Source organism: Pseudoxanthomonas mexicana (assembly GCF_001556105.1).
GTDB lineage: Bacteria > Pseudomonadota > Gammaproteobacteria > Xanthomonadales > Xanthomonadaceae > Pseudoxanthomonas_A > Pseudoxanthomonas_A mexicana_A.
Map to the genome: position 1 here is coordinate 150498 of NZ_LSIF01000034.1, position 25566 is coordinate 176063.

At 65.9% G+C, this 25566-nt stretch carries 15 protein-coding genes, 1 tRNA gene and 1 pseudogene; all 17 read left to right on the forward strand.

Going from position 1 to position 25566, the window contains the following annotated elements; genetic code table 11:
- The first annotated feature begins 1 nt into the window (after nucleotide 1).
- On the forward strand, nucleotides 2-490 hold the full coding sequence (gene nuoI / locus AX730_RS06245) for an NADH-quinone oxidoreductase subunit NuoI (RefSeq protein WP_062353535.1): 489 nt from the start codon (nucleotides 2-4) through the stop codon (nucleotides 488-490).
- A gap of 10 nt (nucleotides 491-500) precedes the next feature.
- Nucleotides 501-1154 carry an NADH-quinone oxidoreductase subunit J gene (locus AX730_RS06250; protein ID WP_062353538.1) on the forward strand — a complete coding sequence of 218 codons (654 nt, stop codon included), beginning with the start codon at nucleotides 501-503 and terminating at the stop codon, nucleotides 1152-1154.
- Nucleotides 1151-1456, forward strand: coding sequence for an NADH-quinone oxidoreductase subunit NuoK (gene nuoK, locus AX730_RS06255; RefSeq protein WP_056881218.1), 306 nt, complete (start codon nucleotides 1151-1153; stop codon nucleotides 1454-1456). The genes AX730_RS06250 and nuoK overlap by 4 nt, the downstream gene beginning before the upstream one ends.
- A gap of 16 nt (nucleotides 1457-1472) precedes the next feature.
- The gene (gene nuoL / locus AX730_RS06260) at nucleotides 1473-3671 is read left to right on the forward strand and encodes an NADH-quinone oxidoreductase subunit L (protein ID WP_062353541.1); all 2199 of its coding nucleotides are present in this window, start codon (nucleotides 1473-1475) and stop codon (nucleotides 3669-3671) included.
- 59 nt (nucleotides 3672-3730) lie between these two features.
- The gene (locus AX730_RS06265; protein WP_062353544.1) at nucleotides 3731-5242 is read left to right on the forward strand and encodes an NADH-quinone oxidoreductase subunit M; all 1512 of its coding nucleotides are present in this window, start codon (nucleotides 3731-3733) and stop codon (nucleotides 5240-5242) included.
- 9 nt (nucleotides 5243-5251) lie between these two features.
- Nucleotides 5252-6715, forward strand: coding sequence for an NADH-quinone oxidoreductase subunit NuoN (gene nuoN, locus AX730_RS06270; protein WP_062353547.1), 1464 nt, complete (start codon nucleotides 5252-5254; stop codon nucleotides 6713-6715).
- 122 nt (nucleotides 6716-6837) lie between these two features.
- Nucleotides 6838-6914: transfer RNA gene (locus tag AX730_RS06275), tRNA-Met, on the forward strand.
- A gap of 169 nt (nucleotides 6915-7083) precedes the next feature.
- Nucleotides 7084-7695, forward strand: coding sequence for a ribosome maturation factor RimP (gene rimP, locus AX730_RS06280; protein WP_062353550.1), 612 nt, complete (start codon nucleotides 7084-7086; stop codon nucleotides 7693-7695).
- A 3-nt stretch (nucleotides 7696-7698) separates the two neighbouring features.
- On the forward strand, nucleotides 7699-9210 hold the full coding sequence (gene nusA / locus AX730_RS06285) for a transcription termination factor NusA (protein ID WP_062353553.1): 1512 nt from the start codon (nucleotides 7699-7701) through the stop codon (nucleotides 9208-9210).
- Nucleotides 9211-9352: 142 nt separating this feature from the next.
- Nucleotides 9353-12001, forward strand: a complete 2649-nt coding sequence (gene infB / locus AX730_RS06290; protein WP_062353555.1) for a translation initiation factor IF-2 — start codon at nucleotides 9353-9355, stop codon at nucleotides 11999-12001.
- 2 nt (nucleotides 12002-12003) lie between these two features.
- Nucleotides 12004-12375, forward strand: coding sequence for a 30S ribosome-binding factor RbfA (gene rbfA / locus AX730_RS06295; RefSeq protein WP_062353558.1), 372 nt, complete (start codon nucleotides 12004-12006; stop codon nucleotides 12373-12375).
- Nucleotides 12376-12496: 121 nt separating this feature from the next.
- Nucleotides 12497-13450 carry a tRNA pseudouridine(55) synthase TruB gene (gene truB / locus AX730_RS06300; protein ID WP_062353561.1) on the forward strand — a complete coding sequence of 318 codons (954 nt, stop codon included), beginning with the start codon at nucleotides 12497-12499 and terminating at the stop codon, nucleotides 13448-13450.
- A 152-nt stretch (nucleotides 13451-13602) separates the two neighbouring features.
- The gene (rpsO, locus tag AX730_RS06305) at nucleotides 13603-13863 is read left to right on the forward strand and encodes a 30S ribosomal protein S15 (RefSeq protein WP_062353563.1); all 261 of its coding nucleotides are present in this window, start codon (nucleotides 13603-13605) and stop codon (nucleotides 13861-13863) included.
- 184 nt (nucleotides 13864-14047) lie between these two features.
- Nucleotides 14048-16156: a polyribonucleotide nucleotidyltransferase gene (gene pnp, locus AX730_RS06310; protein ID WP_062353565.1), complete on the forward strand. Its 2109-nt coding sequence runs from the start codon at nucleotides 14048-14050 to the stop codon at nucleotides 16154-16156.
- 579 nt (nucleotides 16157-16735) lie between these two features.
- On the forward strand, nucleotides 16736-17362 hold the full coding sequence (locus AX730_RS06315) for a DUF3617 domain-containing protein (RefSeq protein ID WP_198147051.1): 627 nt from the start codon (nucleotides 16736-16738) through the stop codon (nucleotides 17360-17362).
- A gap of 152 nt (nucleotides 17363-17514) precedes the next feature.
- Nucleotides 17515-24228: a DUF7507 domain-containing protein gene (locus AX730_RS06320; RefSeq protein WP_198147053.1), complete on the forward strand. Its 6714-nt coding sequence runs from the start codon at nucleotides 17515-17517 to the stop codon at nucleotides 24226-24228.
- Between the two features lie 11 nt (nucleotides 24229-24239).
- Nucleotides 24240-25566, forward strand: a pseudogene (locus AX730_RS06325) (hypothetical protein); the annotation flags it as partial.

The window sequence follows — 25566 nt, forward strand, 5'->3', positions numbered from 1 at the left end:
CATGAGCAAGGTTGTGCACTACTTCAAGAGCCTGCTGCTGCTGGAACTGCTGCAGGGCCTGTGGCTGACGCTGAAGTACACCTTCAAGCCGAAGTACACGCTGATGTACCCGATGGAGAAGTTCCCGCAGTCGCCGCGATTCCGTGGCCTGCACGCGCTGCGCCGTTATCCGAACGGCGAGGAGCGCTGCATCGCGTGCAAGCTGTGCGAGGCGGTGTGCCCGGCGCTGGCGATCACCATCGACTCGGCCCCGCGCGAGGACGGCACCCGCCGCACCACGCGCTACGACATCGACCTGTTCAAGTGCATCTACTGCGGTTTTTGCGAGGAAAGCTGCCCGGTGGACTCGATCGTGGAAACGCACGTGCTGGAGTACCACTTCGACAAGCGCGGGCAGAACATCGTCACCAAGCCGCAGCTGCTGGCGATCGGCGACCGGCTGGAAGCCGAGATCGCCGAACGCCGCGCCGCCGACGCCGCTTTCCGCTGAGGTCCGAAGAATGGATTGGGTCCTGATCAGTTTCTACGCCTTCGCCACCGTCGCGGTCGTCGCCGCCGGCGCGGTGATCAGCGTGCGCAACCCGGTGCATGCCGTGCTGTGCCTCATCCTGACGTTCTTCTCGGTGGCCTGCATCTGGCTGCTGGTGGGCGCGGAGTTCCTCGGCGTGGCGTTGATCCTCGTCTACGTGGGCGCGGTGATGGTGCTGTTCCTGTTCGTGGTGATGATGCTCGACATCGATATCGTCGCGATCCGTGAAGGCTGGGTCAGGTTCCTGCCCGTGGGCCTGCTGGTCGCGGTGGTGATGCTGGCGCAGATGCTGGTGCTGATCGGTATCAAGGCACGCATGGCGGCGCCGTTCCCGGACAACGCCGCGTCCGCTGCCGCCGACGTGTCGAACACCGCTTGGCTCGCACGCACGCTGTTCACCGAGTTCCTGCTGCCGTTCGAATTCGCGGCCATCATCCTGACCGTGGCCGTGGTCGCCGCCGTGATGCTCACGCTGCGCAAGCGCACCGGCATCAAGACGCAGGATCCTGCCGAGCAGTCGCGGGTCAAGGCAGCCGACCGCATCCGCATGGTGTCGATGCCGGCCGAGAAGCCGGTGCGCGAAACGCCGGCCAGTGCGCCGGTGGAAGGGGAGGGCAAGCCATGATTTCCGTAGGCCATCTGCTGGCGCTCGGCGCCGTGCTGTTCTGCATCAGTCTGGCCGGCATCTTCCTCAACCGGAAGAACGTCATCGTGCTGCTGATGTCGATCGAACTGATGCTGCTGTCGGTGAACATCAACTTCGTCGCGTTCTCGCGCGAGCTGGGTGATGCGGCCGGCCAGATCTTCGTCTTCTTCATCCTGACCGTGGCCGCGGCCGAGGCCGCCATCGGCCTGGCGATCCTGGTCACCCTGTTCCGCACCCGGCGCACGATCAACGTGGCCGAAGTCGACACGCTCAAAGGCTGATGCACCGATGACCGGTATGGAAGTCCTCCTCTCCAAGAACGTGCTGCTGGCCATCGTGCTGGCGCCGCTGCTGGGCAGCATCATCGCTGGCCTGTTCGGCCGCTTCGTCGGTCGCGCCGGCGCCCACACGGCGACGATCCTGGGCGTGGCGACCAGCTGCGCGTTGTCGTGCTGGGTGCTGTACCAGCTGGTGGCGCAGGGCGCGTCGCCGTTCAATGAGAACCTGTACACCTTCTTCGAAGTGGGCAACATCAGCGGCCACGTCGGTTTCATGATCGACAAGCTGACCGCCATGATGATGGTCGTGGTGACCTTCGTGTCGCTGCTGGTCCACCTCTACACGATCGGTTACATGGCCGAGGACCCGGGTTACCAGCGCTTCTTCAGCTATATCTCGCTGTTCACCTTCAGCATGCTGATGCTGGTGATGAGCAACAACTTCCTGCAGCTGTTCTTCGGCTGGGAAGCGGTGGGCCTGGTGTCGTACCTGCTGATCGGTTTCTGGTTCAAGCGCCCGACGGCGATCTTCGCCAACATGAAGGCGTTCCTGGTCAACCGCGTGGGCGATTTCGGCTTCCTGCTCGGCATCGGCTGCGTGCTGCTCATGTTCGGCACGCTGGACTACGCGACCGTATTCGCCAATGCATCGTTGCTGGCAGGCAAGGCAGTGCCCGTCTGGTCTGGCGCGGTCACCTTCTTCGGTCACACCACCCAGTTGCTCGACCAGCCGGTGATCTGGTCGATGGCCACGCTGACCTGCATCTGCCTGTTCATCGGTGCCATGGGCAAGTCGGCGCAGGTACCGCTGCATGTATGGCTGCCCGACTCGATGGAAGGTCCGACCCCGATCTCGGCGCTGATCCATGCGGCGACGATGGTCACCGCCGGCATCTTCATGGTGGCGCGCATGTCGCCGCTGTTCGAGCTGTCGCAGACGGCGCTGGATTTCGTGCTGTTCATCGGCGCGACCACGGCGCTGTTCACCGGTCTCATCGGCATCGTGCAGAACGACATCAAGCGCGTCGTCGCGTACTCCACGTTGTCGCAGCTGGGCTACATGACGGTGGCGCTGGGTGTGTCGGCGTACTCGGCAGCCGTGTTCCACCTGATGACCCACGCCTTCTTCAAGGCGCTGCTGTTCCTGGCGGCTGGCTCGGTCATCATCGGCATGCACCACGAGCAGGACATGCGGAAGATGGGTGGCCTGCGCAAGTACATGCCCATCACCTGGATCACCAGCCTGATCGGTACGCTTGCCCTGGTCGGAACACCGTTCTTCTCAGGCTTCTATTCGAAGGACACCATCATCGAGGCCGCCAAGCATCACCAGAAGGTGGCGAACGAAGTCGGCAAGGAAGTGGCCGAAATGGGCATGATGGCCGCACAGAATATCCAGGGGCCGAGCGAATGGATCGCGACTTACGGCTACTGGGCTGTCCTGCTGGGGGTCTTCGTGACCAGCTTCTACAGCTTCCGCCTGCTGTACCTGACGTTCCATGGCAAGGAACGCTTCCGCGACGCACATGCCGACCACGCTCACGGTGCCACGCATGACGATCATGGCCACCATGGCGTGCACGAACCGCACGAGTCGCCGTGGGTGGTGACGGTGCCGCTGGTGCTGCTGGCGATTCCGTCGATCCTCATCGGCTTCTTCACTATCGGGCCGATGCTGTTTGGCACCGACTGGACGGGTCGTCAAGAAGCTACGCCGTTCTTCCAGGGCGCGATCGACTTCCTGCGTATCGATTCGAGCGTGGCCCTGTCGCCGCGCGACACCGTGATGGCGCTGAAGGCCGATTTCCACAGCCCTTGGGAGTTTGCCTTACACGGCATGACGATGCCGCCGTTTTTCCTCGCGCTGGCAGGCTTCGCCCTGGCGACCTTCCTGTACCTGTTCAGGCCTGACCTGGCGAGCAAGGCGCGTCAGAGCACCGCTGGCGCCTTCCTGACCAACATCCTGGACAAGAAGTACTGGGCCGACCACCTGTGGATCAACGGGTTCGCCGGCGGTGGCGTGAAGCTGGGCAAGGCGTCGCGGGCTTTCGACACGCACGTGATCGACGGCGCTGCGGTGAACGGCACGGCGAAGCTGGTCGACCTGGGCGCGCAGCTGCTGCGCAAGACCCAGTCCGGCTACCTGTACCACTACGCATTCGCGATGATCGTCGGCCTGATCCTGCTGCTGGGCGTCGTCATCAAGTTTTGGCAGTAACGACCTGACGTAGCCGCTCCCGCGGACGTCCTGGCGAAGAACTCAACGGATACCACAACGTGTCGAACTGGCCCCTGCTTAGTGTTCTGATCTGGCTACCCATCCTGGGCGGTGCGCTGGTGCTTGCCGTGGGCAATGCGCACGCGAATGCCGCTCGCTGGCTGGGCTTGGCGATCGCGGTGCTGACGTTCGTCGTCAGCATCGGCTTGCTGACCGGCTTCGATTACGCGAACCCGAGCCTGCAGTTCATCGAGACCCACGCCTGGATCCCGAGCTTCGACATCCACTACAACCTGGGTGCCGATGGCATCGCGGTGGCGCTGCTGCTGCTCAACACGCTGATCACCGTGCTGACGCTGGCGGGCGCGTGGGGTTCGGTGAGCAAGCGCGTGGCCCAGTACGTGGCGGCGTTCCTGATCCTGGAAGGCCTGACCAACGGCATCTTCGCCGCCAGCGATGCGATGCTGTTCTACGTCTTCTTCGAAGCGATGCTGATCCCGATGTTCCTGATCATCGGTGTCTGGGGTGGTCCGCGCCGCATTTACGCGTCGCTGAAGTTCTTCCTCTACACCTTCCTCGGTTCGGTGTTGATGCTGGTCGGCCTGGTCTACCTGTACATCAAGGGCGGCAGCTTCCAGTTGGCCGACCTGTACGCGATGGCGCTCACCAGCAAGGAGCAGACGTGGCTGTTCTTCGCGTTCCTGATCGCCTTCGCCGTCAAGATCCCGATGTTCCCGGTGCACACCTGGCTGCCGGATGCGCACGTGGAAGCGCCGACCGCGGGTTCCGTCATCCTGGCGGCGATCGCATTGAAGATCGGTGGCTATGGTCTGCTGCGCTTCAGCCTGCCGATCGTGCCGGACGCCGGTCACGAGTGGGCCATGTTCGTCATCGTGCTGTCGCTGATCGCCGTGGTTTACGTGGGCCTGGTGGCGCTGGTGCAGGACGACATGAAGAAGCTCATCGCCTATTCGTCGGTCTCGCACATGGGCTTCGTGACCCTCGGTATCTTCATCGCCTTCAGCCTGGTGCGCGACTACGGCAATCTGGACGGTGCGCGCCTCGGCCTGCAGGGCGCCATGGTGCAGATGATCAGCCACGGTTTCATCTCCGGCGCGATGTTCACCTGCGTCGGCGTGCTCTACGACCGCATGCACACCCGCATGATCAAGGACTACGGCGGCGTCATCAACACGATGCCGTGGTTCGGCGCGTTCTTCATCCTGTTCGGCATGGCCAATTCCGGCCTGCCGGGCACCAGCGGTTTCGTCGGCGAGTTCATGGTGATCCTGGCCAGCTTCCAGCAGCATCCGCTGATCGCGTTCTTCGCCGCGACCACGCTGGTGATCGGCGCCGCCTATACGCTTTGGCTGGTCAAGCGCGTCATCCTCGGTGACGTGGCCAACGCGCACGTGGCCGAACTCAAGGACGTGTCGCTGCGCGAAGCGCTGGTGCTCGGCGGCTTCGCCGTGTGCGTGCTGGCGCTGGGCGTGTATCCCAAGCCGCTGACCGACCTGATGGAACCGTCGATCGCGCAACTGGCGATGCAGCTCGCCAACAGCAAGCTGTAAGGAAGAACCATGACGACGCCGATGCCCATCTCCGCCGCCGACCTGCAGCCGCTGCTGCCCGAGCTGACCCTGATCGGGGGCGCGTTCGCGCTGTTGATGCTGGACCTGTTCCTCGACAATTCCCGCCGCTTCATCACCCATGCCATTGCGCTGGCCGTCATGGTCGCCGTCGTCTGGATGCTGGCGACGGGCGTGGGCGGGCAGGGCACCGTGTTCAGCGGCATGTTCGTGCGCGACACGCTGGCCGATGTCAGCAAGGTCGTGATCGTCGCGGTCAGCGCGTTGTCGCTGGTCTACGGCTGGCCCTACCTGCGCGAGCGCAACCTGTATCCGGGCGAGGCGCCGGTGCTGGTGATGTTCGCCACCGCGGGCATGATGATGATGGTGTCCGCCGGCAGCCTGGTGATGGTCTACCTGGGCCTGGAACTGCTGGCGCTGTGTTCGTACGCGCTGGTGGCCCTGAACCGCGATGACGGCTTGTCGACGGAAGCGGCGATGAAGTACATCGTGCTGGGTTCTCTGGCCTCGGGCTTGCTGCTGTACGGCATGTCGCTGGTCTACGGTGCAACCGGCTCGCTGCACCTGCCGGCGATCTTCGAAGCCACGGGTACGGCGCTGGGCGACGGTGGCGAGCAGCGCATGCTGCTGCTCACCGGTGTGGTGTTCATGGTGGCGGGCGTCGCGTTCAAGCTCGGTGCCGCGCCGTTCCACATGTGGCTGCCCGACGTCTACCAGGGCGCTCCGACGCCGGTGACGATGTTCATCAGTGCCGCCCCCAAGCTGGCGGCGTTCGGCATGGCGTTCCGCCTGCTGCAGGACGGTGTCGGTCCGGCGGCCGAGCAGTGGCAGTGGTTGCTGGCCGGCCTGGCGGCCGCGTCGCTGGTGATCGGCAACGTCATCGCCATCGCGCAGACCAACCTCAAGCGCATGCTGGCGTACTCGACGGTCTCCCATGTCGGCTTCCTGCTGGTCGGCTTCGCCGGTGGCGGGGAAGTGGGTTACTCCGCCGCGCTGTTCTACGGCATCAGCTACGCCATCATGTCGGCCGCAGCGTTTGGCGCGATCATCGTGCTGTCGCGGCAGGGGTTCGAGGCCGACAGGATCGACGACTTCAAGGGCCTGAATGCGCGCAACCCCTGGCAGGCCGGCCTGGTGCTGTGCGTGATGGCGTCGCTCGCCGGCGTGCCGCCGTTCCTCGGTTTCTGGGCGAAGCTGGTGGTGTTGGGCGCGGCTGTCAATGGCGGCTTCCTGTGGCTGGCCATCGTTGGTGTGCTGTGCGCGGTGATTGGTGCCTTCTACTACCTGCGCGTGATCAAGGTGATGTACTTCGACGAACCGGTCGGGGAAATTCCGCCGCCGCGTGCCGATCGCGTGGTGCCGCTGGTGTTCGGCGTGAATGCGCTGGCCCTGCTGGTGCTGGGTGTGGCCTGGAATCCGATCATGGCGTGGTGCAAGCTGGCCTTCGCCGGCTGAAGATCCACGGTACGGGGGGCGCCGAGCGACGACTCGGCGGCGCGCGATGAGCGCGATGTTTCAAGTTGGTGCATGACAAGGCTTGCAATGCACCGGCGTCTTCATCATAATTTCGCTTCTGCTGCGGGGTGGAGCAGTCTGGCAGCTCGTCGGGCTCATAACCCGAAGGTCGCAGGTTCAAATCCTGCCCCCGCTACCATGTTTGACCGACGTCGCCTGAGTGCAGGCGGCCGACGGAAAACCTGGGCACGCAACGACGCATGTTCCCGTCGTTGTACCGACATCCAGCGTATCGGACAAGGGGCCCATCGGGCCCCTTGTTTGTTTCAGCGGCACGCACGGCACCACCACACATCGGCAGCGAATCCGTGAGCGACAAGGCCAACGACATCGCCAACCTGCTGGCACCCACCGTCCAGGCACTGGGCGTGGAATTGCTCGGCATCGAATACCTGCCGGCGCCCGGCGGCGCCACGGTGCGCCTGTACATCGACGTGCAGGAAGCGGAGCGCGCCACGCGCCACGTCAATATCGAAGACTGCGAAGCGGTCAGCCGTGAAGTGTCCGCGCAGCTGGACGTCGAGGATCCGATCACCGGCAACTACACGCTGGAAGTGTCATCGCCGGGCGTGGACCGGCCGCTGTTCCAGCTGGCGCACTACGCGCGCTTCGTCGGCGAGTCGGCGAAGGTCGTGCTGAAGCTGCCGCAGGACCGTCGTCGTCGCCTGCAGGGCACGATCAGCCGCATCGAAGGCGACAGCATCGTGTTTGCGTTCGACGATACCGAAATGACGGTGGCGTTCGACAATATCGACAAGGGGCGACTGGTCCCGGACTGGGCCGCACTGGGCCTGGCACCCGAAAAACCCGGTGGCGGCCGCACCGGTGCCAAGAAGGCAGCGGACGCCAAGCGCGCTCCTGCCAAGAAAGCCAAGAAAAAACCCAACCAACCGGCGGCCCGCAAGCCGCGCGCGGAGTGATCAATGAGTAAGGAACTGTTGCTGGTCGTGGATGCGGTGGCCAATGAAAAGGGCGTGCCGCGCGAAGTCATCTTTGATGCCATCGAGGCTGCCCTGGCGTCCGCCGCCAAGAAGCGTTACCTCGACCAGGACGTGCAGGTGCGCGTCACGATCGATCACAAGGACGGCAGCTACGAAACCTTCCGTCGCTGGGAAGTGGTGGCCGACGACGTGGTGATGGAATCGCCGGACCGCCAGATCCGCCTGATGGACGCTGAGGACGAGGCCGAAGGCGCCGAAGTCGGCGACTGGATCGAAGAAAAGATCGAAAACCCCGATTTCGGGCGTATCGCCGCGCAGGCTGCCAAGCAGGTGATCGTGCAGCGCGTGCGTGAAGCCGAGCGCGCGCAGGTGGTCGACGCCTGGAAGGATCGTGTGGGCGAGCTGGTGACCGGTGTGGTCAAGCGTGCCGAGCGCGGCAACATCTACGTGGACCTGGGCGGCAACGCCGAGGCCTTCATTCCGAAGGACAAGGGCATCCCGCGCGACGTGCTGCGCGCCGGCGACCGTGTCCGCGGCTATCTGTTCGACGTGCGCTACGAACCGCGCGGCCCGCAGTTGTTCATCAGCCGCGCCGCTCCGGAATTCATGATCGAGCTGTTCAAGCTGGAAGTGCCGGAAGTGGGCCAGGGCCTGGTCGAGATCAAGGCCTGTGCACGCGACCCGGGCGACCGCGCCAAGATCGCCGTGCTGGCGCATGACACGCGCACCGATCCCATCGGTGCCTGCATCGGCATGCGCGGTTCGCGCGTGCAGGCCGTGAGCAACGAACTCAACGGCGAGCGCGTGGATATCGTGCTGTGGAACGACAACCCGGCCACCTTCGTCATCAACGCGATGGCGCCGGCGGAAGTGCAGTCGATCATCGTCGATGAAGAGAAGCACTCGATGGACCTGGCCGTGGCGGAAGACCGCCTGGCGCAGGCGATCGGCAAGGGCGGCCAGAACGTGCGCCTGGCCAGCCGCCTTACCGGCTGGCAGCTCAACGTCATGACCGCCGACCAGGTGCAGGCCAAGAGCGAGGCCGAACAGGCCATCGCCCGCCAGCTGTTCATGGACAAGCTGGAAGTGGACGAGGAAATCGCCGCCATCCTGGTCAGCGAGGGCTTCAGCACGGTCGAGGAAATCGCCTACGTGCCGGTCGGCGAACTGCTGGCCGTCGAGGGTTTCGACGAGGACATCGTCGAGGAACTGCGTTCGCGTGCCCGCGATGCCCTGCTGAACGAGGCGCTGGCCGAGGAAGAAGGCCTGGAAGAAAACCACCCGGCCGACGATCTGCTGGCGCTGGATGGCATGGACGAGGAGACCGCGTTCGCGCTGGCCTCGCACGGCGTCCGCACCAGCGAGGACCTGTCCGACCTGGCCGCCGACGAAGTGGTCGAATTCGGCATCGAGGGTCTGGACGAGGGTCGCGCCGCAACGCTGATCCTGGCCGCCCGTGCCGAAGAGATCGCTCGCCTGGAGCGCGGCGCATGAGCGCCGCCCGGGCCCGCATGGAACCCGGCGCATGAGTCACCCATGAACACCGCCCTGGCACCCGCAGGGCTTAGAATTCCCCCTCTTGAACAGGGTTGCCCCTCCACCACCGGGGGGGCGCAGCACCCAAACTAGGATCCGAATGTCGCAGCAAACCACCATCCGCAAGCTCGCTGAACTGGTCAATACGCCGGTCGAGAAACTCCTGGAGCAGTTGGCCGAGGCCGGCATGAGCTTCAGCGGTCCCGACCAGGTCGTGACCAGCATGGAAAAAGTGAAGCTGCTCGGCTTCCTCAAGCGTTCGCACGGCAAGAGCGATGCGCCCGCGGATGATGCTGCGTCCAAGAAGATCACGCTGAACCGTCGCAAGGTGCAGGAAGTCACCGTCGCCGCGGGTCGCAGCAAGACCACGGTGAACGTGGAAGTGCGCCAGAAGCGCACGTACGTGAAGCCGACCGACGCCGAATCCGTCAGCACCAACTGGCAGAACGAAGCCGATCCGGAACGCGCCGATATCCTGCGCAAGCTGGAGGAATCCCGCCAGCGCAATCTCGATGAGCAGCAGCGCCTGGCGCGGGAAGATGCCAAGCGTGCCGAAGAACTCGAGCAGCGTCGCCAGGAAGAGGCTGCCGTCCGTGCCGAGGCCGAAGCCGCACGCGCGCAGGCCGATGCCGAGGCCGCTGCACTGGCGGCCGGTGCGGTCGCCGTGGATGGCGACGAGCCCGCGCGCCCGGCCAAGCCGGCCACGCCCGGTCATCATGTGCCGAAGCTGGTCGTGCGCAAGGATCCGCCGCGCACCGACGACCGCAATGCTGCGGCCGCCAAGCACAAGACCCGTGGCTCGCACGCGATGGTCGCGGGCGTCGAAGATGACGACAACACCAGCCGTTTCGCCGGCCAGCTGCACCTGTCCGCCGCTGACCGTGCGCGCCGCGGCGCCTCGCGCGGCAAGCCCAAGCCGCAGCAGCGCCGCCATGAGCAGAGCCGCGGCGGCAGTGGTGCGCACGGTTTCGAGCGTCCGACCGCGCCGATCGTGCGCGAAGTGGCGATCGGCGAGACCATCACCGTGGCCGACCTCGCGCAGAAGCTCGCGCTGAAGGGCGGCGACGTGGTGAAGGCATTGTTCAAGATGGGCGTGATGGCCACCATCACCCAGTCCATCGATCACGACACCGCGGCATTGATCACCGAAGAGCTCGGCCACAAGGCCGTGCACGCCGACGCCAACGACGTCGAGAACGAACTGCTGGCGCATTCGGAAGAGCAGCAGGGCGACAAGGTCGCGCGTCCGCCGGTGGTCACCATCATGGGCCACGTCGACCACGGCAAGACCTCGCTGCTGGACTACATCCGCCGTACCAAGATCGCGACCGGCGAAGCAGGCGGCATCACCCAGCACATCGGCGCCTATCACGTCGAAACCGGCAAGGGCGTCATCAGCTTCCTCGATACCCCCGGCCATGCCGCGTTCACCGCGATGCGTGCCCGTGGCGCCAAGCTGACCGACATCGTGGTGCTGGTGGTCGCGGCCGATGACGGCGTCATGCCGCAGACCGTCGAATCGGTGCAGCAGGCCAAGGCGGCTGGCGTGCAGTTGATCGTGGCGGTCAACAAGATCGACAAGTCCGGTGCCGACCCGCTGCGCGTCAAGAACGAATTGCTGGCCCACGACGTCGTCGCCGAAGAGTTCGGTGGCGATACGCAGTTCATCGAAGTTTCGGCCAAGACCGGCCAGGGCGTCGACGCCCTGCTGGACGCCATTTCGTTGCAGGCCGAAGTGCTGGAGCTCAAGGCCGTGCCCGATGGCCGCGCCAGCGGTACCGTCATCGAGTCCTCGCTGGACAAGGGCCGTGGCCCGGTCGCGACCGTGCTGGTGCAGCAGGGCCTGCTCAAGAAGGGCGATTACCTGGTGTGCGGCGTGCAGTACGGCCGCGTGCGCGCGCTTTTCGACGAGACCGGCAAGCAGCCGGATTCCGCCGGACCGTCCATTCCCGTGCAGGTGCTCGGCCTGTCGGGCGTGCCGGAGGCGGGCGATGATTTCGTCGTGGTCGCCGACGAACGGCTGGCCAAGGACGTGGCCCAGCAGCGCGATACCAAGCGTCGCGAGTCGCGCCTGGGGCAGTCCGCCGGCAGCCGCATGGAAGACATCATGGCGCAGCTGGGCAAGGGCGAAGGCCAGCTCAGCCTCAACCTGATCATCAAGGCCGACGTGCAGGGTTCGGTGGAAGCGTTGCGTCACTCGCTGACCGCGCTGTCCAACGAATCGATCCGCATCAACATCATCCACGCCGGCGTGGGCGGCATCACCGAATCCGACGCCAACTCCGCCGTCACCTCCAAGGCCACCGTCATCGGCTTCAACGTGCGTGCGGACGTGTCCGCACGTCGCATCGTCGAAGCCAACGGCGTGGACATGCGTTACTTCTCGATCATCTATGACGTGATCGACCAGGTGAAGCAGGTGGCATCCGGCCTGCTGGGCGTGGAGATCCGCGAAGAGATCATCGGTATCGCCGAGGTCCGCGACGTCTTCCGCAGCTCGAAGTTCGGCGCGGTCGCAGGCTGCATGATCATCGAAGGCACGGTGAAGCGGAACAAGCCGATTCGCGTGCTGCGCGACAACACCGTGGTCTTCGAAGGCGAACTGGAATCGCTGCGCCGCTTCAAGGAGAACGTCGACGAAGTCCGCAACGGCACCGAGTGCGGCATCGGCGTGAAGGCTTACAACGATGTCAAGCCGGGCGACCAGATCGAGTGCTTCGAGCGCATCGAAGTCCAGCGCACGCTCTGATCATGCCGACCAAGTCGTTCCATCGCACCGACCGCGTGTCTGCCCAGCTCCGCCGCGAGCTGGGTACGCTGGTGCACGAGGCCGTGCGCGAGCACGGCCTGCCGTCGGTCAGTGTCTCCGACGTCGAAGTCAGTCGCGACATGGCGCACGCCAAGGTGTTCGTCACCGCCCTGATGCAGGAACGGTCCGCCGAGGCCGTCAAGGGCCTGAAGGAACTGGCCTGGGGCCTGCGCATGGAGCTGGCGCGGCGCGTGAAGATGCGCCACGTGCCCGAACTGCACTTCCATTACGATGACTCCGTCGATCGCGGCGAACGCATCGAGAACCTGCTGCGCGACCTGCCGCCACCGCCGGCCGACGACGACAACGCGTAAGGCGTTACCGCGCGCCCATCGTCGGCTTCGTGCCGTAGACGGCACCGGTACAACAGCATCGCGGGCGCGGACTCGATGCGGGGCATAACGCCCGCTCTCACCAAGGAATGCGCGCGCACCGATGTCGCTGCCAAAGCTCAAATTCCGTCCGCTGGATGGCCTGCTGCTGCTGGACAAGCCGCAGGGCATGAGCTCGAACGCGGCCTTGCAGGTCGCGCGGCGCCTGTTCCGGGCGGAAAAGGGCGGGCATACCGGCAGTCTCGATCCGCTCGCCACCGGCCTGCTGCCGCTGTGCTTCGGCGAGGCCACCAAGATCGCCGGCCTGCTGCTGGGGTCCGGCAAGGCGTACGACACGGTGGCGGTGCTCGGCACCACGACCGATACCGATGACGCCGAAGGCGCGCCGCTGCGCGAACGCGCGGTCCCGCCGTTGGACGTTGCCTCCCTCGAAGCGGCACTGGCATCGCTGAAAGGTCGCATCCGCCAGCGGGCCCCGATCTATTCGGCGCTCAAGCAGGGGGGAGAGCCGCTGTACACGAAGGCCCGCCGCGGGGACGTCATCGAGGCGCCCGAGCGCGACGTCGAGGTCCACGGCATCGAGATTCTCGACATCGCCTCCGGACAGCTGTCGCTGCGGGTGCAATGCGGCTCCGGCACCTATGTGCGCAGCCTGGTGCGCGACCTTGGCGAAGCGCTGGGGTGCGGTGCCCATGTCGGTGCGCTGCGGCGCCTCTGGGTCGATCCATTCAGGCAGCCGCGCATGTATACGCTGGAGGCCCTGCAGACATTGGCTGAACAGGGTGGCGAAGCTGCGCTCGACGCTTGCCTGCTGCCCATCGAGGCCGGCCTTGCTGGCTTCCCCCGCGTCGATGTCGATGCCGTCGGCGTTCGCCGGTTGGCCCAGGGCCAGCGGTTGCCGGGGCACTCCGTCAGCGATGGCCCGGTCGCCGTGCATGGGCCGGAGGGACGGGTGGTTGGGCTGGGTACGGTGGCTGCCGATGGCACGCTGTCGCCGCAGCGCCTGTTCGCCTGGGCGGTCGCCGGTACCACGGTCAAGGCCGAAAAGAGTCAATAAAACCTTGTTTCACAAGGACCCGGCGGCTACACTACGCCGCCGGTTTTATACCGGCATGTCTGTCATTTTCCCGGCTTCACCAACGGCGAGCCAGGCGGTGCGCGCGGAGGACACCCGCGTTCCTGCAGGCCACGCATCAACAGAGAGAAAGCATGTCCATCGATACCCAGAAAGTCATTGCCGACAACGCCCGTGGCACCAACGACACCGGCTCCCCGGAAGTGCAGGTCGCCCTGATCACCGCTCGCATCGAGCACCTCAGCGGCCACTTCAAGACCCACAAGAAGGATCACCACAGCCGCCGTGGTCTGCTGCAGCTGGTCAACCGCCGCCGCAGCCTGCTTGACTACCTCAAGAAGAAAGACAACGAGCGCTACAAGACCCTGATCGAAAAGCTCGGTCTGCGTCGCTGATATACCCCCGACCGCGGCGCAGAGATGCGCCGCGGTTTGCATTTCAGGGAACGGAATGCGCTGCATCCGCTGGCCGCACCGGGCCCGCCTCCCTCAGCAACACCGGCCGGACGCATCCGGCCAGCCACATGCGACATGGGTCGCGTGAGGTCCAACCCGCACAAGGCATCCCAAGGAAACCCCCGTGGCAAAAATCACCAAAACCTTCCAGTACGGCAAGCACCAGGTCACCCTGGAAACCGGCGAAGTCGCCCGCCAGGCCGGCGGCGCCGTCGTCGTCAAGTTCGATGACACCGTGCTGCTGGTCACCGCCGTGGCCGCGAAGTCGGCCCGCGAAGGCCAGGACTTCTTCCCCCTGACGGTCGATTACCAGGAGAAGTTCTACGCCGGCGGCCGCATCCCGGGTGGCTTCTTCAAGCGCGAAGGTCGCGCGACCGAGAAGGAGACGCTGATCTCCCGCCTGATCGACCGCCCGCTGCGTCCGCTGTTCCCGGAAGAATTCCGCAACGAAGTGCAGGTCATCGCCACGGTGATGTCGCTGAACCCGGACATCGACGGTGACATCCCGGCGCTGATCGGTGCGTCCGCCGCCGTCGCCCTGACCGGCGCGCCGTTCAATGGCCCGATCGGTGCCGCCAAGGTCGGTTACGTCAACGGCGAATACGTGTTGAACCCGACCGTCAGCGAACTGAAGGACTCCAAGCTGGAGCTCGTCGTCGCCGGTACCGCCAACGCCGTGCTGATGGTCGAATCCGAAGCCGCCGAGCTGTCGGAAGACGTGATGCTGGGCGCCGTGATGTTCGGTCACCGCGAGATGCAGAAGGTCATCGCCGTGATCAACGAGCTGGTCGCCGAGGCCGGCAAGCCGAAGTGGGACTGGCAGCCGCCGGCCAAGAACGAAGGCCTGATCGCCGCCCTGCGCACCGCCGTGGGCGACAGCCTCGCCGGCGCGTTCCAGGTGCGCGACAAGATCGAGCGCCGCGACACCATCTCCAGCCTGAAGAAGGCCATCATCGGTACGCTGGCCCCGCAGGCGGAAACCAATGCGTGGAGCACCGGCGACCTGTCGAAGGAATTCAGCGAGCAGGAATACCAGACCATGCGCGCCTCGGTCCTGAAGACCAAGGTCCGCATCGACGGCCGTGCGCTGGACCAGGTGCGTCCGATCTCCTCCAAGGTCAGCGTGCTGCCGCGCGTGCACGGCTCCTCGCTGTTCACCCGTGGCGAGACGCAGGCGATCGTCGCCGTCACCCTCGGCACCGCCCGTGACGGCCAGGTGATCGACGCCGTCGGCGGTGAGTGGAAGGACCACTTCCTGTTCCACTACAACTTCCCTCCGTTCTCGGTGGGCGAAGCCGGCCGCATGATGGGCCCGAAGCGTCGCGAGATCGGCCACGGCCGCCTCGCCAAGCGCGGCGTGCTCGCCGTGATGCCGACGATGGAAGCCTTCCCGTACACGATCCGCGTGGTCTCGGAAATCACCGAGTCGAACGGTTCGTCCTCGATGGCCTCGGTCTGCGGCAGCTCGCTGGCGCTGATGGATGCCGGCGTGCCGATCACCGCACCGGTCGCGGGCATCGCGATGGGCCTGGTGAAGGAAGGCGACGACTTCGTCGTGCTGAGCGACATCCTGGGTGACGAAGACCATCTGGGCGACATGGACTTCAAGGTCGCCGGTACCGCCAACGGCGTGTCCGCGCTGCAGATGGACATCAAGATCGAAGGCATCACCGAAGAGATCATGAAGCAGGCGCTGACGCAGGCGAAGGCCGGCCGACTGCACATCCTGGGCGAGATGGCCCATGCGATGACCGCACCGCGCCAGGAGCTGAGCGAGTTCGCGCCGCGCCTGATCACCATCAAGATCCACCCCGACAAGATCCGCGAAGTGATCGGCAAGGGCGGTTCGGTGATCCAGGCGATCACCAAGGAAACCGGCACGCAGATCGACATCCAGGACGACGGCACCATCACCATCGCCTCGGTGAACGGCGCTGCCGGCCAGGCCGCCAAGGCCCGCATCGAGCAGATCACGTCCGACGTCGAGCCGGGCCGCATCTACGAAGGCAAGGTCGCCAAGATCATGGACTTCGGTGCGTTCGTCACCATCCTGCCGGGCAAGGACGGCCTGGTGCACGTGTCGCAGATCTCCAACGACCGCGTCGAGAAGGTCAGCGACGCGCTGAAGGAAGGCGACGTGGTCAAGGTCAAGGTGCTGGAAGTCGACAAGCAGGGCCGCATCCGCCTGTCGATCAAGGCCGTGGAAGAAGGCGAAGGCGTGTCGGCCGAGTAAGCCGCGCGACATCGCGATGCGTGACGGAAAAGCGGGCTTCGGCCCGCTTTTTCTTCGGGTCACTTGTTGCCCCGCTGCGGCCGATCGCGCCCGCACCTGTCCGCCCTGCATCCCGTCGCGCGCGTCAGCCCCCTGTCGGAGGGCGCGCCATTTTTCTGGCTTCCGCACACGAGGCGGTCTCCGTGCGCCGGTTCCGTACTTGCTGAGCGCAGGCGGGTTTGGCCGCATCCGAGCCGTGCTGTTGCACGGGAATCCCCGGTATTCCCGTCCTTCCCGCGCACCCGCATCGTTGCCATCTGCCGTCGCCGCAGTGCGGCGCTGTCGTTCTGGCACCGGACTTGCACGAGGCTATGCGCTTCACAGAATTTGGGAAATTCGAATTTCAGTTTCGGGTCGGTCCGCCGATAAGGAACAAGAGAAGGTCGAAGAAATGCAGTGGGGAAAGCTGCCTTTCTCGAGTTGGCGAAGTGGCCGCGCCGGGTAGTCGCGGTGGACGCGTAATGGGGATTCGTCCGGCTAGTCCAGGCGATGGCGGCAACGAACGGGTTTTCGGGAACCCTGGGGAAATTGATGGATGCGATGTCAGGCACGCTCGCGCGCGCCGGGGCCGGCGTGGTGCGCGCGGCGTACACCCAACCTTCCGCCTGCGCGCGCGGGTTGTTCACTCTGCTGATCGCGCTGGCATTGCTGCCGGGCGCCGTGCGGGCCACCGGCGTCCACGCCAATCCCTACGCAGACCTGCCGGTGCGCAAGGCCGGCCTGTGGGAAGTCACGCTACAGGCCCACGCGCCCTCGGGTGCGGGCGGCCGCGTGCAACCCGCGATGACGGTGCTCCAGTGCACCGACGCCAAGGCGGAGCGCATCGTTCCCCTGTTCCTCCTTCCCGCACGGGAAGGATGCCAGCGCATCACGGTCAAGAAGAACGCCGCGGGTGGGACCCACGATGTCAGCACCGTCTGCCAGACCCACGGGCAGCGTTCGGACATGCAGCTGACCCTCCGCGGCAACATGCAGACCCGTTACGACGGGACGTACCGCGTCCAGCATCCAGGCACGCCCTCGGGCAACACCGCATCGGTGCCGTTCGAAGGACGTTGGCTGGGGCGCTGCAAGCCCGGCCAGCGCGCCGGTGACATGGTGCTGCCGAACGGCATCACGGTGAACACGGTGGACGACGCACGTCGTGCAAGCGAGCACGCGCATTGAGCGGCGTCCGCGTCGTGGATGGGCCGTGCAACGCCCCGTGCCATCTGCCTTGCCATATGGGGATGGCGCCATGTCTACCACTTATTGCACAAGCATCACGGCTATCGCCCGTGTCGCTTTCTAGCCTTTTTGCCTTCAGAACGGGACGGATCATGCAGATTACCGCGGCACTACAGGGACGACGGGTCGGGACGACCGATCGACGGAAAGGCAGGAGCGGCGTCTTCGCTGCGTTCGCATTGATGGCGCTGCTGGCGTTGTTCGTCCCGACGGTACACGCGCAGATCAAGAACGGTGGCTTCGAGGCGCAGAGCTTCTCCGAGTGGAAGCTGGAGCGCTACACCCGCTCGAGCAACGCGCTGACAACGGTGCCGCCGACCAATAGCAGCCAGCTGACGCTGGGTGCCGTACAAGAAACCCATCCCAGCACCAATACGCTCAACACTGCGTTTGGCGGCAATCTCCGCATCCTGACCACCGCAGGCGTCGCGGCCAACACCGGTGGCAATGGCGCCCGTTATCCGTTCTCCGGCGCGGCGTCCTCCCAACTCGGCGGTGACGGCGCACGTGCTGCCTACGCGATGGAGCAGGAAGCGACCATGGTGTTGAGCGACGTCGACCCGGTCGACGGCAAGGTCCATCTGCGCTTCGCGATGGCACCTGTCCTCAACAACCCCAACCATCCTGCAGGCCAGCAGCCGTTCTTCTTCGTCGAGGTCATCAACCTCACCAAAGGCGATACACAGCTCTTCCATACGTTCAATTATTCGAACCAGCCGGGCATCCCCTGGCAGCAGTACTCGATGGGCTCCAACAACTACCAGTTCACCAACTGGCAGGGCTTCGACATCTCGCCGGGCAACGGTCGCCTGGACGTGGGCGATCAGATACGGCTGAAGGTCTACGTGGCCAACTGCTCTGCCGGCGCCGCCAATCACACCGCCCAAGTCTATATGGACGTGTTCGGCTCGAAGATGCCGGGCCTCAGCGTGGCCGCCGTCGGTCCGTCGACGACAAAGCCCGGCCAGCAAGTCACCTACACCTACAACTACGTCAACAACTCCGGCGTCTATGCGCTGGGTTCAACGGTCCGGCTCGCCGCACCGTTCACCGAGAACGGTCTGCCTCTGACGTTTGTGCCGGGCAGCTGGCCGGCGACGTGCACGGGCCCGTTCACCGGCACCGCGCCGCGGGGCGATTACATCGAATGCCCGGTGGGCGATCTCGTGGCCGGCGCCGGCGGCAGTTTCCCGGTGACGTTCACCGTGCCCGCAGGCGCCGCTACGACGGGGCCCAACAACGTCATCAACAACGGTGACTACGACGTTCGTGCGAACACGGTGAGTCCTTTCATCGGACCGCTCGTCAAGGCCACCATTTCGCCCGCGGCGACGACGTTGCTTGACCTCGGCGTCAGCGTCAGCAATGGCAGCGTGCCCTCCTATCTGGTGGGGGGGGCGGTAGCCTATACGGTCACGGTGACCAACAACGGTCCCGTCGATGCCAACGGCGTAACGCTGTCGCAGACCCTGAGTGGTGCGACGGGTACAGCGGGTTGGACCTGCAGCGTGCCCGGTGGCAGCGCCGCCAGCTGCGGCGCGACCAGCAGCGGCTCTGGCCCCATCGCGACCGCGACCGCCAGCCTGCCGGTCGGCCAGTCGCTGGTCTACACCGTCACCGGCATCACCGCCACGGCGGCCGGCACGCCGGTCGTGACCGTGGTCAGCGTGGCGCCGCCTGCGGGCATGTCCGACAGCGTCTCGGCCAACAACACCGACGGCATCAGTACGCCGGTCAGTGCCGCGCAGCACCTGCTCACCGCCAACACGATCGGCGCAGGTACCGGGCGTATCAATGCCATTCCTGCCGTCTACGCCTGTCCCTCCGGAGGGGCGCGGACGGCCTGCAGTTCCGAGAACCTGGGTGAAGGCCAGGAGGCCTACCTGACGGCGGTCGCCGCCAATGGTTCCATCTTCAAGGGGTGGACCGGCGGCTGCACCACGGTCACCGGCAACGAATGCCATGTGCGCATGGGCACACAGGACCTGCAGGTCACGGCCGAATTCGCCACGGTCTGGATGGTGACGCCGAGCATCACCGGCGGCACGCTCAACACCACGTCGCCACAGGTGGTCGAAGACGGGCAGGGCACCAGCTTCACGCTCACCCCAACCACCGCCGGCGATGTTCCGGTGATCACCACGCCGGGCGGTGCCAACACCTGCCAGGCCACGTTGAGTGGTCCCACTGCCGGTGCCTACACCTACTCCGTCACGCCGGTGACGCAGGACTGCGCGTTCCACGTGGCGTTCGTCAGCCAGCCGAGGCTGGTCATCGCCAAGACCGCGTCGATCGTCGCGCCCGCATCGGCTTCCGTCGGTGTGCCTTTCAGTTACACGATCACGGTAAGCAATACGGGTGCGGCAGCGACGACGGCGACGGCGACGGTGACGGACGTGGTGCCGGCCGGGCTGACGATCGGTGCCTTGCCCGCGAACTGCGCGACGAATCCGTCGGGTAGCCAGACCGTGGAATGCACGATCGCGGCGGGCCTGTCGAACGTGTCGCCTGGCAATGCGGTGAGCTTCGTGATTCCCGTAACGCCGCAGGCCTCCGTCAACAGCACGACCGTGTCGAACACCGCCAGCGTGACCGGCGGCGGCGATCCCGCGTGTGCGAGCGCAGGCAGCTGCGTCAGTGCGCCGGTGGATACCGCGATCACCGCGTCCAGCCTGGACATCGTCAAGACCGGCCCGCCGAGCGCCGTGGTCGGCGTGCCTTACGACTACATCGTCACGGTGACCAACACTGGTACCGGCGCGACGTCGGCGGCGGCAACGGTCACCGACCTGGTGCCGGCGGGCCTGGCCATCGGCACGCTGCCCGCGGGTTGCGCGACGAATCCGTCCGGCAGCCAGACCGTGGTGTGCACGATCGCCGCAGGGCTGTCGCATACCGCGCCCGGCAACGTGGCGAGCTACGCGATCCGCGTGACGCCGACCGTGGCCGCGGGCGCCAGCGTAGGCAATACGGCAAGCGTCACCGGCGGTGGCGATCCCGATTGCGCTGCCGGCTGCAGCAGCCAGACCGTCACCACCACCATCAGTGCGCCCGCCCTGGGCATCACCAAGCATGGCCCCGCGGCGGCCGTCGTCGGCGTGCCGTTCGACTACACCATCGTGGTCAGCAACAGCGGCACTGCCGATGCGACGGCCGACGCGATCGTGACCGATACCGTGCCTGCCAACGTCGCGGTCAACAACGCCACGCCGAACTGCGCCATCGCCGGTCGTGACGTGACCTGCACCGTGGCCATGGCCGACCTGCAGATCGGTGAGCAGGCGACAATCACGATCAACGTCACGCCGGCCACCGCGGGCAGCGCGAGCAACACCGCGACCGTCACCGGCGGCGGCGATCCGGGCTGTTCGGTCGGCTGCACCAGCACGCCGGTGACGACGGACGTTCTCGCCCAGGCGCCGGTCCTGCAGATCGCCAAATCGGTCAGCTCCACCGGTCCGTATGGCGTGGGCAGCGTGATCGCCTACCAGTTCGCGGTGACCAACACCGGCAACGTTGCTCTGACCGGGATCGTGGTGAACGATGCACAGCTGGATGCACCGGCGGTATGTCCGTCGACGACGCTGCAGCCGGGTGCCAGCACTACCTGCACCGGCGCGCATACCGTCACGGCTGTGGAAGTCGCGGCGGGCAACGTGCACAACAGTGCGACCGTCAGCGGCCAGCCGCCGACCCCGCCGGGTGGCCCGATGCCGCCGGTGGTGACCAGCCTGCCTGGCGAGGTGGACACGGCAACCGAGCAGCTGCCGGCGATGACGGTGGTCAAGTCGGTCACGTCGACCGGCCCGTACAACACAGGCAGCGTGCTTGCCTATCAATTCCTGGTGACCAACACCGGCAACGTGATCCTGACGGGTGTCGTGGTGAACGACGCGCTGCTCGATGCGTCGGCCACGTGCGCGGCGACGACGCTGGCGCCGGGCGCGAACACCACCTGCAGCGGCATGCATACGGTGACGGCCGCGGAAGTGGCGGTGGGCAACGTGCACAACAGCGCGACGGTCAGCGGCCAGCCGCCGACCCCGCCAGGCGGCCCGACGCCGCCGACGATCACCAGCCCGCCGAGCTCGGTGGACACGGCGACCGAACAGGTGCCGGCGATGACGCTGGTGAAGTCGGTCACTTCGACTGGTCCGTATCGCGCAGGCAGCACGATCACCTATCAGTTCGATGTGGAGAACACCGGCAACGTGACCCTGACGAACGTGTCCGTGACCGACGCGATGGCCGGCCTGAGCGCGCTGACCTATGCGTGGCCGGGCGTGGCCGGGCAACTGCAGCCGGGCGAGAAGGTCGTGGCGAACGCGACCTACAGCGTGACGCCTGACGATGTGCTGGACGGCCAGGTGCGCAACAGCGCCACCGCCGCAGGCCAGCCGCCGACCCCGCCGGGAGGCACGCAGCCGCCAGGCGTGAGCACGCCCTCCAGCAGCGTCGATACGGCCATCCTGCCGGTGGTGAATGCGGTGGACGATGCCCTGGCAGCCGTCGACGGCGCCAGCGGCAACCCGTCGGCCGGCAACGCCTACGGCAATGACGTGATCAATGGTGCGGCGGTGGATCCGTCGCGGATCGCCGGCACGGTGACGACGCCTGCGACCTCCATCAACGGCGGTCCGGTACCCGTGCTGGATCCGGCATCGGGCGTGGTGAGCGTGCCGGCGGGAACGCCGGCCGGGGTATACACCATCGGCTATCGCATCTGCGAATCGCTGAATCCGGACAACTGCGACGATGCCGTGGTCACGCTGACCGTGGTGGCGACGGCGATCAACGCCGAGCAGGATGCGTTCGTCCCGATCCGCAGCGGCACGGGTGGAACATCCCCCAGCGTGCTGGGCAACGACACCTTGGGCGGCGGTCCCGCCCTGATCGGCCAGGTCACGCTGGTGCCGGGCAGTTCGCCGCGCGCGGGACTGGTGATGAACCCCGATGGCACGGTGACCATCGCCGTGGGCACGCCGCCCGGCACCTACCGTTACTCGTACACCCTCTGCGAGGTGTTGAATCCGACCAACTGCGATACGGCCGACGCCATCGTGGTGGTCAGCGGTGAAGCACAGCTGCGCGTGACCAAGACCGCAGGCGTGCGCGATGCGCAGACCGGCGACCTGGTGCGCTACACGGTGTCGGTCGAAAACCTGGGTGATGGTCCGCTGGTCAACGGCAGCATCATCGATACGCCCGCGGCGGGCTTCAGCTACGTGGAAGGCTCGTTGGCGGTCACCGACGGCGACAATGCGGCCACCGTGTCCGGCCAACATCCGGTGCGCTTCGAAGGCCTGGACATCGCGGTCGGCGGCAGCGCCAGGCTGGCGTACATGATGCGCGTGGGCGCAGGTGCGCGCGCAGGTACGCAGGTCAACCAGGCGCAGGCGGTATCGTCGTCCGGTGAAGTGCTGTCGAACGTGGCGACCGCCGAAGTGACGCTGGTGGCGAACGCGATGGTGGAGGACAGCCTGATCTTCGGCACGGTCTTCAACGACCGCGATGGCGATGGCTGGCAAGACAGTGCCGTGTTGAGCGGCATCCGCGTGCAGGGTGGATTCGCAGCTGGGGCCTATGTGGCCGGCTCGACCACGCTGGATCGTGGCGCAGGTCCGCAACCTCAGCCCGATGCCAGCGCTCTGCTGCTACACGGGATCGACCTGGGCCAGGTGGAAGGTCGCCAGTCCAGGGCCGATCCGCTGCATGGCCGGCAGGTGGTGATCCGCCAGACGCTGCGCGAACTGTCCTTCACCGACGATTTCGTGCTCACCAACGACCAGGGCGTGACGCTGCGGATGGATCGCAACGGCACGACCTCGGTGGTCACCACTGCCCAAGCGGCCAAGGGACTCACGGCGGCGATGCCGACCGTGGAGCGCAGGGTCGCCCAGGGCAGCGACGGTTACGTCGTGGACTACATCATCGGCAATGCCGGTATCGATGAGCGTGGTGTCCCGGGCGTGCGCATCGCCACGGTGGAAGGCGTGTTGATCGAAACCGATCAGTTCGGCCGTTATCACCTGGTGGGCGTGTCGGGTGGCGCATGGGCGCGCGGGCGCAACCTGATCATGAAGGTGGACCCGTCCACGCTTCCCGCCGGGACGCGGATGACCACCGACAATCCGTTGCTGCGCCGGGTCACGCCTGGCGTGCCGGTCCGCTTCGACTGGGGCGTGACCTTGCCCGAGCAGGCGATCGGCGGTGGTAGCGGGCAACTGGAACTCGAGCTGGGCGAGGTGCATTTCGCGCCGGGCAGTGCCCAGCTTCCGCCGAGGTACGCGCCGCTGATGACGGCCATGGCCAGCAAGGTGCGCGAGCACCAGGGCGGGGAGGTGGTGATCCAGGCGGATGGCGAATACGAGGCGCTGGCGTTCGATCGTGCCAACGCGGTGAAGGACGCCTTGCTGGCGCAACTCGACGGTCCGGCCGCCAGGGCGCTGGTCGTCAGTGTCCGCGCACGTCCGGAGGCGCCGGCATCGCTGTTGACCGGTGTACGCGGGGACGCTGCGCTGTTGGGCACGGTGTTGTTCGACACCGACCAGGCGACGATCCGGGCCGAGTTCGTCCCGCTGCTGGACACGATCGCCGCTGCGATCGAGCGCAGCGGGGGAGGCAACGTGGCCATCGTCGGCCATGCCGACCGGCGAGGTTCCCATGCCTACAACACGGAGCTCGGGATGCGACGCGCGAAGTCGGTGTTCGACGCGCTGGCCACACGGCTCGGTGCATCGGCACGCAGCGCGTTGCGGGTGGAAATCGAAAGCGACCCGATTGCGCCGCAGGGCGCACGGAAATGAGGGGGCGGGTCATGGACAAGCGCATGAAGATGAAGCTGTTGGACTACACATTGATCTCTCTGCTGGCCGGCACGGCACCGATGGCCGTCGCGCAGGACGCCACGGCCCCGCAGGTGCAAGCCGCGGCGGAAGGTGAAAGCGCGTCAGTGACGTGCGATGCGGAGCGCTGCACCAGCGAGGATGGCCTGTTCTTCCGGTTGCGCACGCGCAGCTACGACAGCCCGGTCACCGCCGGTACCGACGCGCATGCGTCATCGGCTGCGCTGCAGCCCGACCGTCGCGTGACGGTGGCGACGGAGTCGCCGGCCAAGGCGGTCGTGACGGGCAAATTCTCGATCGACGTGCCCGGTGGCGGGGTGGTCTGGGCGACCGAAGATCCCACGCTTGGCCAGCCGGAGCTGTCGGTGTCGGCACCGTCGTTCGCACCGTTCGATGGCACGCGCATCCTCAAGCCCGTGCCGTTCTACGTGCGCGGCAACTACCCGGCCTTCATCGACACGCTGGAGATCAGTGTCTATCGCGCCAGCGATGCGGATCTGATCGAGCCGCTGGCGACCGTGCCGCTGGATGTGGCGGCGGTCAGTCGCGTGGAATGGGACGGCGCACTGCCGACCAAGTACCCGTTCCGCAAGGGCGACGAACTGGTCTATGTGCTGCGCGCCACCGGTGCCAATGGCCAGATCGACGAAACCTTGCCGCGTACGCTGCAACTGGTCTCGCCGGAGGAAGCGGAACGCGGCGCCAATGCGTTGCGCAACAGCACCGAGCGTCAGCTCGGCAATGCGCTCAGCGTGGAGCAGGCGCAGTCGCAGAGCCTGATCGACAGCGTGTTCGCGGAGAATGGCCTGCGCCGCCAGAACATTCCGCTGTACGGGTCGCGGATCCGTATCCAGGGGCGCAACCTGCCGCGTGAAGCGTCGCTGAGCATCAATGGCCAGAACTACCCGGTGGACCTGGAGCGCAAGTTCGTCGCCGAGTACCTGGTGCCGGTGGGACGGCATCGCTTCGATATCGCGTTGGATGGAAAGCGTGCCGACGCTACACAGGCATCGCCGCCGGTCCACACACTGGAGGTCGATGTCAGCGGACGCTACTTCTTCGGTGTCGGCCTGGCCGACGTGAGCATTTCCCAGAACAAGATCAACGGATCGCAGACGCCATTCCAGGGTGATGCTCGCTATCAGGACGACGTGATCAGCGATGGCCGACTCGCCTTCTACGGCAAGGCCAAGTTGGGTGGAAGGTATCTGGTGACGGCGCAGGCCGATACCACGCAGCGCGATCTCGACCGCCTGTTCAACGGGTTCACCAATGCCAATCCGCAGGACATCTTCCGTC